This window comes from Actinotalea sp. C106 (genome assembly GCF_023630195.1).
Lineage (GTDB): Bacteria > Actinomycetota > Actinomycetes > Actinomycetales > Cellulomonadaceae > Actinotalea.
The window spans coordinates 1-7,957 of sequence record NZ_JALPKN010000144.1; the positions used below are offsets into that span (position 1 = coordinate 1).

Sequence of the window (7,957 nt, forward strand, 5' to 3'; positions counted from 1 at the left end):
TGGGCGCGCAGGGCGTCCAGGGCGTGGCCGCCGATGCCCTCGACGGGGCCCGTGCTCGTGGCGAGGTCCTCGACGGTCGCGATGCCGGCGGTGAGCAGGCGTGCCCGCTGGGTGGTGCGCATCCCCGCGACGAGCAGCACGTCCCGGCGGGCCTCGACCTCGGGGGCGCAGACCTCGCATCGTCCGCAGGCCCGGTAGCGAGGGTCGCCCCACGTGGCCGGGGTGCCGCCGGCCTGGTGCTCGTCGAGCATGCGCTGCAGCCGGGCCTGGCGGTCCCGGAGCACGGGCAGCAGGTCGGCCAGGCGGTGGCTCGTGGTGGTGCGGTCCCCGAGCACGAGGTGCACCTGCGGGGCGGGCCGCAGCCCGGCCATGAGGAGCTGGTCGGCGTAGGCCGCGAGCTGGAGCAGGGCCGTGACCTTGGCGTGCCGCGCGAGCTTGGTGTCGTGCACGGCGTACACGGGGCCGGCCGTGCTGCCGGCGGCCCCGGGCGAGCCGGCCCCCTCGGTGCCCGCGGCGCCGTCCTCGCGGACGAGGAAGTCCGCCCAGCCCCCGAAGCGCCCGTCGAAGAACCCGGCCTGGAAGACGACGTCGGCCCCGGTGCGCAGCACCTGCAGGGTCTCGGCGTGCTTGGCCTCGAGGCCGGCGCGGGTGGTCCCCACGGAGCGCTCAGGGCGTTCGATGACGGCCACCCCTCGACCGGTGGTCGGGTCCCACGGCCCGTACCGGTCGAGGTGCTCGGCGAGCACGCGCTCCTCGTGCTGGTCGCCCAGGTGCGCGGTCCGCTCGAGCATCGCGTCGGAGGGCAGGTCCAGCGGCGGGATCAGACCGAGCCGGACGTCGAAGGTGCGCAGGAGCGCGACCTCGCAGGCGGCGGCAGCGGCGAGATCGGTCGCGCTGTGGACGACGGTGCCGTCGTCGAGGAGGAACATGGCTCGACGCTAGTGGTCACCCCGGACACGCGACCGCCGGTCCGGACGGCTGCCGGACCGGCGGGTCGTGGTCGTGCTCAGCCCTTGAGGGCCTCGGTGAGCTTCATGCGGCCGCCGGTGTGCAGCACGCCCCGCTGGTAGACGCGGGCGGAGAGCCAGATGAGCACGGGGATGGTGACCAGGCACAGCCCGATCGAGACGCCCAGCTCCCACATCGGCAGGCCGCCCAGGGCGTCGCGCACCGGGACGACGAAGGGCGCGAAGAACGGGATGAAGGTCAGCACCCGGGCGAGGGTGCTGTCGGGGTCGTTCACGACGACGAACATCGTCACGTAGTACGGGATGAAGAGGAGGAACATCAGCGGGGTGGTGACCGAGCCGATCTCCTCCTGCCGGGAGACGAGGGCCGCGAACCCGCCGAAGAGCAGGGCGTAGATCGTGTAGCCGAGCAGGAACCACACGACGAGCAGGCCGAGGGCCGCGCCGACGTTGACCTCGATGTCCTCGGTGAGTCCCAGGGCGGTGACGGCGAGGGTCAGGGCTCCGCCGAGGACGACGATCTGGAACAGCGCGTACGCGCCGATGCCGAGGATCTTGCCCGCGAGGAGCTGGGTGGGCTTGATGGTGGAGAGCAGCAGCTCGACCACGCGGGAGGTCTTCTCCTCGACCACGCCCATGGAGATCATCGAGCCCCCACCGATGAGGGCGAAGAGCAGCAGCGAGATCATCACGACGGAGACCACGAAGGCCGGGCCGTCGAACTCGCTCTCCTCAGGGGCCACGAGGGACTCGACCTGCGGCGCGGCGGTGGCCAGGGCGGTCCCGACGTCGGCCGGGTCCCCGCCGAGGGCACCGATCTGCTCCGCCAGGACGTACTCGTTGACCGCAGAGGTCACGATCTCGACGACGGCGGGGTCGGCGGTCTCGGCCACGAGCATGCGGGGCGCGGACGGGTCGCCGGACAGGTGCGCGTCGAGCGGGTCCTCCTCGGCGATCAGGGCCTGCTCGGCCTCGTCCGTGGTGAGGGTGCTGAGCTCGAGCGCGAGGCCCTGCTCGGTGGCGGCCTGCTCGAGGTGGGGCTGCAGGGCGGTGACGCCCTGCTCGACGGCGATCGAGGAGCTCGGCCCCTCGGTGTCGCGGTCGAGGAAGAAGCTGCCGACGACGGCGCCGATGACGATCACGGCGAGCATGATCGACAGGGAGATGATGTTGGACTTGGTCATCATCCGCGTGCGGAACTCGCGCTTGGTGACCATCCAGACGGGGCTGCTCATCGCGCGCTCTCCTTCGCATCGGAGGCCGACGGGTCGACGGCGGGGTCCTCCCCGGCCGAGACGACGCCACGGAAGAGGTCGGCGAGGGACTGGCGGACGGGGCTGAACTCGCGCACGGCGCCGAGCTCGAGCGCGGCACGCAGGATCGCCCGGGGGGTCTCGGCGTCGTGGGTGGTGGCCGCGACGTGGAGCTGGCCGGGGCGCTCGGGGACCGGGGTCGCGGTGAGTCCTGGCAGGGCCGTGAGGCGGGGGAGGACGGCATCGGTCGCGGCGTCGACGTCGAGCAACCAGGTCGGGTGGTCGGTGGCGCGCAGCTCGTCGATGGTGCCGAGGGCTTCCATGCGGCCCGCGCGGACGATGCCCACACGGTCGCAGAGCCGCTCGACCAGGTCGAGCTGGTGGGAGGAGAAGATCACCGGGACCCCCGCCTGGGCGCGCTCGCGGAGCACCCCGCTCATGACGTCGACCGCGACGGGGTCCAGGCCCGAGAACGGCTCGTCGAGGACGAGGACGTCGGGGTCGTGCACGAGGGCGGCGGCGAGCTGGACCCGCTGCTGGTTGCCGAGGGAGAGCTTCTCGACGTCGTCACCGCGTCGCTCGCCGACGCCCAGCCTGTCGGTCCAGTGCTCGACGGCGCGCGTGGCCTCGGTCGGGCTCATGCCGTGCAGGCCGGCGAGGAACTCGAGCTGCTCCCCGACCTTCATCTTCGGGTAGAGCCCACGCTCCTCGGGCATGTACCCGACGCGGCGGCGGGCCTCGAGGTCGAGCTCGCTGCCCTTCCACCGCACCTGTCCCGAGTCCGCCGCCAGGACGCCGAGCATGATCCGCATGGCGGTGGTCTTGCCCGCGCCGTTGGAGCCGACGAAGCCGAAGATCTCCCCGGCGCGGACGTCGAAGGTCAGGTCGGTCAGGGCTCGGAGGCTGCCGTAGGCCTTGTTCAGGTGGTCGATCTCGAGCGCGTTCACGCGCGTTCCCCCGTGATATCGGTCGTGGACCACGCGTCAGCGGGGACGCGGCGCCCTCGCCCGACGTCCCGCCGGTGCGGGAACGTGGTGCGCGATCAACGTATCAAGAGGCGTCCTCCCGTCCGAGGAGCCAGCCGACGGGGCCGGCGAGCTCCTCGGCTGCCTCGGGGCCCCAGCTCCCGCGCGGGTACGGCTGGACCTCGGGACGGTCCTGGCCGAGGAGCGGGGCGAAGGCCTGCCACGCGTGCTCGAGCCCGGTCGGGGTCGTGAAGAGGGTCCGGTCCCCCTGGAGCACGTCGACCAGGAGCGAGGCGTAGGAGGGCAGCGGCTCACCGTCCACGTCGTCGAGGTCGAGGCGGGCGGTGCCGCTCGAGAGCGCGAGGTCGGGTCCGGGCTTCTTGACGGTGGTGGTGATCTCGATCGCGCCGTCCCCGGCGAGGGACACGGTGATCACGCCGTGGTCGACCTCGTCGCCGAAGAGCTTCTCGGGGTCGCGGCGCAGCACGAGGCTGACCCGCTGGGCCGAGGCCGCCATCTGCTTCCCGGTCCGCAGCACGAAGGGCACGCCCTGCCACCGGGGGTTGTCGATCCACAGCCGCGCCGCCACGAAGGTGTCCGTGGTGGAGTCGTCGGCCACGCCCTCGATGTCGCGGTAGCCCTCGAACTGCCCGAGGACGACGTCGCGGGTGGGGTCCAGCGGCCGGAAGCAGCCGATGACCTCTTCGCGGGCGCGCACCAGGTCGGTCGCGGCGAGCTGGCGCGGGGCCTCCATCGCGACCTGGGCGGCGACCTGGAAGAGGTGGTTGACGACCATGTCGAGGGCGGCGCCCGTGCCGTCGTAGAACTCGGCGCGCTGGGCGACGTCGAGGGTCTCGGGCACGTCGATCTGCACCTGCTCGACGTGGTGCCGGTCCCACACGCTGCCGAAGAGGTCGTTGGCGAACCGCAGCACGTGCAGGTTCTGGGTGGCCTCCTTGCCGAGGAAGTGGTCGATCCGGAAGACCTGCTCCTCGTCGAAGACCTCGTGGACCACCGCGTCGAGCTCGCGGAAGGACTCGGGGGACTCCCCGTAGGGCTTCTCGTAGACGATGCGCACGCCGTCGGTCAGGTCGTGCGCGGCCAGGGCCCGGGTCGCGGGGATGAAGGCCGACGGCGGGATCGCGAAGTAGTGCACGACGTTCACCTCGCCCTCGCTGCCGGACTCCTCCAAGGTGCGGCGCAGCTCGTCGAGGACGTCGGGCAAGGTCCCCGGGTCCTCCTCGGTGACCTCCTGGGCGTACCGGGTGTGGCGGGTGAGCACCTCGGCGTCCTGCTCGACGTCGTCGTCCCCGGCACCGAACTCGTCGAGGGCCTCGCGGATGATCTCGGCCATCTCCTCGTCGGTCTTGGCCCCGCGTCCGGTGCCGAGCAGGGCCCAGTGCTCGGGGAGCAGGCCGCGCCGGTTCAGGGTGGCCAGGGCGGGGAAGACCAGGCGGCGCGAGAGATCGCCTCGCGCGCCGTGGAGCACGAGGATCAACGGCTTCTGGTGACCCTCGGCGTCGCTCCCGGTCGGTGTGGTCTCGGTCTCGTGCGGGTGGGGCGTGCGGTCGCTCACGGTCGGGACCCTCGGCTCGGCGTCGTCGGACCCCGTCGACGCTACGGCTGCCCCGCGCCGCGCGCCCGTCGAGATCGCTCACCCCTGCCACGGGGAGCTCGCGACCCCTTCGACCTGCCACCCCGGCTCGGTCAAGGACAGGGCGATGGTCATATCGAGGTCCTCGAGGTGGGTGACTCTCGCGTCGGGCTCCCCGTCGGTCGGGGGCTCCCACGCCACGACCGAGACGCCGACGTGGACGCGATGGTGCGGGTAGTCCCCGTCGGGCAAGGCCTCGCCGAGCCGCCACCCGACGAGCGCGACCTCGGCGGGTGCGGCGAGCGGGGAGCCGCCGGTGCGTCGGGCCTCGGCCGCGCAGAAGCTGCAGCCGGGTCCGCTGAGGGTCTGCAGGTGCTCCTCGTCCCCGGTCGCGAGGGCGTGGCGCCAGGCCATGAGGAACAGGTACGCCGCCCCGACGGCGCCGAGGTCGGTCCGGTCCGCGCGGAGGGTCGCGACCTCCTCGGCGGTCAGCGGGGCGGTGCCGACGTCGAGGCCTGCCCCGAGCTCGGTCGCGAGCCGGGACCCGGCCGCGAGGGCCACGGCGTTGGCGTCCGGTGGGGCCGCCTCGCCGTCGGATGGGTCGGCCCTGCTGGTCGGGTCGGCACTGCTGGTCGGGTCAGCCCCGTCGGTCCGCTCACCGGGGGCAAGGGGCGGCGGACCCGTACCGGCCGGCTGCGCGGCGCCGCACGCCGCGGTCGTGAGAGCCACCAGCACGAGCGCTGCCAGGAGCCGGGCGGATGGACGGGGATGCTGAGCCATGGGGCCAGCCCACCCTGTCGTGGCCGCGGATCCCCACGAGGACCGCGCCGCCTGTGGACCGCTGGCCGACCACGACGCTGTGGAGGATCAGGGACGGCGACGACCGACCACGACCCGCAGCGGCCGGGTGCCGCCCCGGATCTCACCCTGAGGAGTCGTCACGCGCGGTGCTCGGCGGCCGATGGGTCCTGCAAGGGCGACGCAGGAGGCGGGACCCGGTTCCAGGGAGGTCACGATGACCACGCTCAGCCACGAACCCCGTGCGGTCGCGTCCGCCGTCGTCCTGTACGGCATCCACCCGCTGCGCGGGTACGCCGTCACCTGGCACCTGACCCCTCTGCCCGCTGTTCCCGCCCGGGCCGGGCGGCGTCCCGGTGGCGCGCAGTTCGTCGTCGAGCGCGCCGACGGGCACATCACCGACTCCCTCGCCTGGCAGCTCGCGGAGAAGGAGGTCGCGGTGCTCGGTGTGGCCGAGGTCTCCCGGCTCGTCCGCTCAGCCACGCACCGGCGCCGCTGAGCCGAGGGCGGTCCCGCCGACCTCAGACCGGCGGGAGCTCGTCGTCCGCCGGGAGCAGGCGGCACAGCGCCAGCCAGACGGCGCTCGGCGTCGTCGCCCGGAGGGTCGTGGCCTCGACGTCGAGCATCCCGACGGTGCCCGCCGCCGTGTCGACGACGCTGAGGACGCGCCCACCGACCTCCTCGTCGGCCCCGGGCCAGGTCGCGGTCACCGTCCACCCTCGCCAGCGCCCCTCGCGGAGCTCGACAGCCCACGCCTCCCAGCCCGCGGGGGCAGCATCACCGAGCTGGTCGGCGGTGGCCTGACGGCGCCGTGCCTCGGGGTCCGCGAGGTCCTGGAGCACCGCAGGGTCGAGGTCGAGCGGCGCCTCGGGCAACCGCGGTCGGGGGGCGAGGCGCACGACGCGTCCGAGGGCGGAGGGAAGGTGCGTGGGCTGGACGCCCACCAGCTGGTGCGTCGGTCCTGAGACGTGCAGGAGACCTGCCCCCGTCCCGGGGGCGAGCCAGAACCGGTGCGCGGCCGTCCCCCGCAGCCCGGCCACGTCCAGGGTGACCAGGCAGACCGGCCGACGGACGGCGTCGACCAGCGGCCGCACCGCCTCGTCCACCCCGTGCGGGCCGAGCACCCCTGCGGTGGTCAGGACGGCGGTGGCCTCCGACGTCGTCGGCCCCTGCGGGGGTGCCTGCCCGCCATCACCCCCGGCGGCCACGACCAGCGCGTCGAAGGCCGCGAGGTCGAGCCTCAGCCGACCCGCGGCGCGGTCGAGGTCGATCATCACCGGGCCCAGGCCCCCTCGAGGGACAGCGAGCCGCCGACCCGCTCGAAGACCGGCGCCAGCCGGCCGAAGCCGAGGTCCGTCGTGGTGGCGCTCAGCGTCACGCCCTGGCCGTCGACGAGCACGGCCCACTGCTGCAGCGTGACGGGGAGGTCCGGCGGGGCAGTGTGGTGCGCGAGGCGCCGCACGGCCGGCAGCCCCCCGACCTCGGTGTGCTCGAGGTCGACCAGGAGGTACTCCTGCAGCGAGCTGCCGAGGAGCTCGTCGTTGCCCGCCTGCCAGTCCCGGAAGGTCATGGTGGGAGGCAGCTCCCCGACCGTGAGCACGAGGTTGCTGCGGAACTCCGTGCCGTCCTGCGGTTCGACGACCACGAGGGCGACGCCGGGGGAGGGGGCCTCGACGACCTCCCACCCCGGCGGGACCTCGAGGGAGAGTCGACCGTCCGCCGCCTCCCGGCGCGTCCAGCCCGGCGCGGCCGGGGCCTCGGGGGGATGGGTCATCGTCGTCCTCTCCGTGCTCGGGCGGATCCTCGGGCCGAGCGTCGTGCTGCGGCCCGGCGGTCGTGCTGGGCCCGGAACCAGCGCGGCAGGAACCATCGTGGCAGGGGCAGGAACAGCCAGGCCCACATCGCCATGACCGCGCCGACGGCGAAGACCAGGCCGAACCACAGCTTCCAGGTCTCGCCCTCGTAGGTGCCCATCGGGCCGGCGGCCACGAGCATCAGCGCGAAGCCGGGCAGCCCCAGCAGGACGCTCCGCTCGTTGAGGTCCGTGCCCGTCCACCACCGGGTCCGCCCCGAGCGCGGTGCGGTCCGCCACCACAGCGTCAGGGTCAGCAGGGCCAGGCCCGACAGGGAGAGTGCGAGGCCCATGGCTCAGTTCCAGAAGGTCAGGGCGTCGGCGACGTCGCTCAGGCCGTCGGCGGCAGCGCTCACGGCGTCGCTCACCCCGTCGACCACGGCCTCGGTGACCTCGCCGGCGGTCTCGGCCACGAAGCTGCCGATCTCCTGCCCGACCGTCGAGCCCGCGATGCCCCCGACGATCCCGCCGAGGGCCCCGCCCACGACGGTGCCGACGGGCCCACCGACGGCCGTGCCGATCGCACC

General features: G+C 73.8%; 8 protein-coding genes and 2 pseudogenes. 1 reads left to right on the plus strand and 9 read right to left on the minus strand.

Translation table 11 applies throughout. The features are described 5' to 3' along the window. The 5 genes and pseudogenes from L0B03_RS10715 to L0B03_RS10735 form a co-directional block, all read right to left on the minus strand. Nucleotides 1–929: pseudogene (locus L0B03_RS10715) on the minus strand (recombinase B); the annotation flags it as partial. 77 nt (nt 930–1,006) lie between these two features. After that, on the minus strand, nt 1,007–2,203 hold the full coding sequence (locus L0B03_RS10720) for an ABC transporter permease (protein WP_250445787.1): 1,197 nt from the start codon (nt 2,201–2,203) through the stop codon (nt 1,007–1,009). After that, complete coding sequence (locus tag L0B03_RS10725) at nt 2,200–3,168, minus strand: ABC transporter ATP-binding protein (protein WP_250445788.1); 969 nt, start codon at nt 3,166–3,168, stop codon at nt 2,200–2,202. Before L0B03_RS10725 ends, L0B03_RS10720 begins: the two co-directional genes overlap by 4 nt. Before the next feature lie 103 nt (nt 3,169–3,271). Continuing rightward, a complete protein-coding gene (locus tag L0B03_RS10730; protein ID WP_250445789.1) occupies nt 3,272–4,762 on the minus strand; it encodes a glucose-6-phosphate dehydrogenase in 1,491 nt (496 codons plus the stop codon). A 78-nt stretch (nt 4,763–4,840) separates the two neighbouring features. Beyond that, on the minus strand, nt 4,841–5,560 hold the full coding sequence (locus tag L0B03_RS10735; protein WP_250445790.1) for a hypothetical protein: 720 nt from the start codon (nt 5,558–5,560) through the stop codon (nt 4,841–4,843). 235 nt (nt 5,561–5,795) lie between these two features. Here L0B03_RS10735 and L0B03_RS10740 point away from each other — a divergent pair, with 235 nt between their 5' ends. After that, a complete protein-coding gene (locus tag L0B03_RS10740) occupies nt 5,796–6,077 on the plus strand; it encodes a hypothetical protein (protein WP_250445791.1) in 282 nt (93 codons plus the stop codon). 22 nt (nt 6,078–6,099) lie between these two features. Here the strand turns inward: L0B03_RS10740 and L0B03_RS10745 are convergent, their stop codons facing one another. From L0B03_RS10745 to L0B03_RS10760, 4 genes and pseudogenes are all read right to left on the minus strand, one after another. After that, the gene (locus tag L0B03_RS10745) at nt 6,100–6,852 is read right to left on the minus strand and encodes a hypothetical protein (RefSeq protein WP_250445792.1); all 753 of its coding nucleotides are present in this window, start codon (nt 6,850–6,852) and stop codon (nt 6,100–6,102) included. Beyond that, nucleotides 6,852–7,352: a DUF1795 domain-containing protein gene (locus tag L0B03_RS10750; RefSeq protein WP_250445793.1), complete on the minus strand. Its 501-nt coding sequence runs from the start codon at nt 7,350–7,352 to the stop codon at nt 6,852–6,854. The genes L0B03_RS10745 and L0B03_RS10750 overlap by 1 nt, the downstream gene beginning before the upstream one ends. After that, complete coding sequence (locus L0B03_RS10755) at nt 7,349–7,723, minus strand: hypothetical protein (protein ID WP_250445794.1); 375 nt, start codon at nt 7,721–7,723, stop codon at nt 7,349–7,351. Before L0B03_RS10755 ends, L0B03_RS10750 begins: the two co-directional genes overlap by 4 nt. 3 nt (nt 7,724–7,726) lie before the next feature. Continuing rightward, nucleotides 7,727–7,957 (minus strand): annotated as a pseudogene (locus L0B03_RS10760) (hypothetical protein); the annotation flags it as partial.

Coding starts and splice junctions, on each gene's coding strand:
- L0B03_RS10720 (WP_250445787.1), bottom strand. CDS start 2,203: ATGAGCAGCCCCGTCTGGATGGTCACCAAGCGCGAGTTCCGCACGCGG.
- L0B03_RS10735 (WP_250445790.1), bottom strand. CDS start 5,560: ATGGCTCAGCATCCCCGTCCATCCGCCCGGCTCCTGGCAGCGCTCGTG.
- L0B03_RS10740 (WP_250445791.1), top strand. CDS start 5,796: ATGACCACGCTCAGCCACGAACCCCGTGCGGTCGCGTCCGCCGTCGTC.
- L0B03_RS10745 (WP_250445792.1), bottom strand. CDS start 6,852: ATGATCGACCTCGACCGCGCCGCGGGTCGGCTGAGGCTCGACCTCGCG.
- L0B03_RS10750 (WP_250445793.1), bottom strand. CDS start 7,352: ATGACCCATCCCCCCGAGGCCCCGGCCGCGCCGGGCTGGACGCGCCGG.
- L0B03_RS10755 (WP_250445794.1), bottom strand. CDS start 7,723: ATGGGCCTCGCACTCTCCCTGTCGGGCCTGGCCCTGCTGACCCTGACG.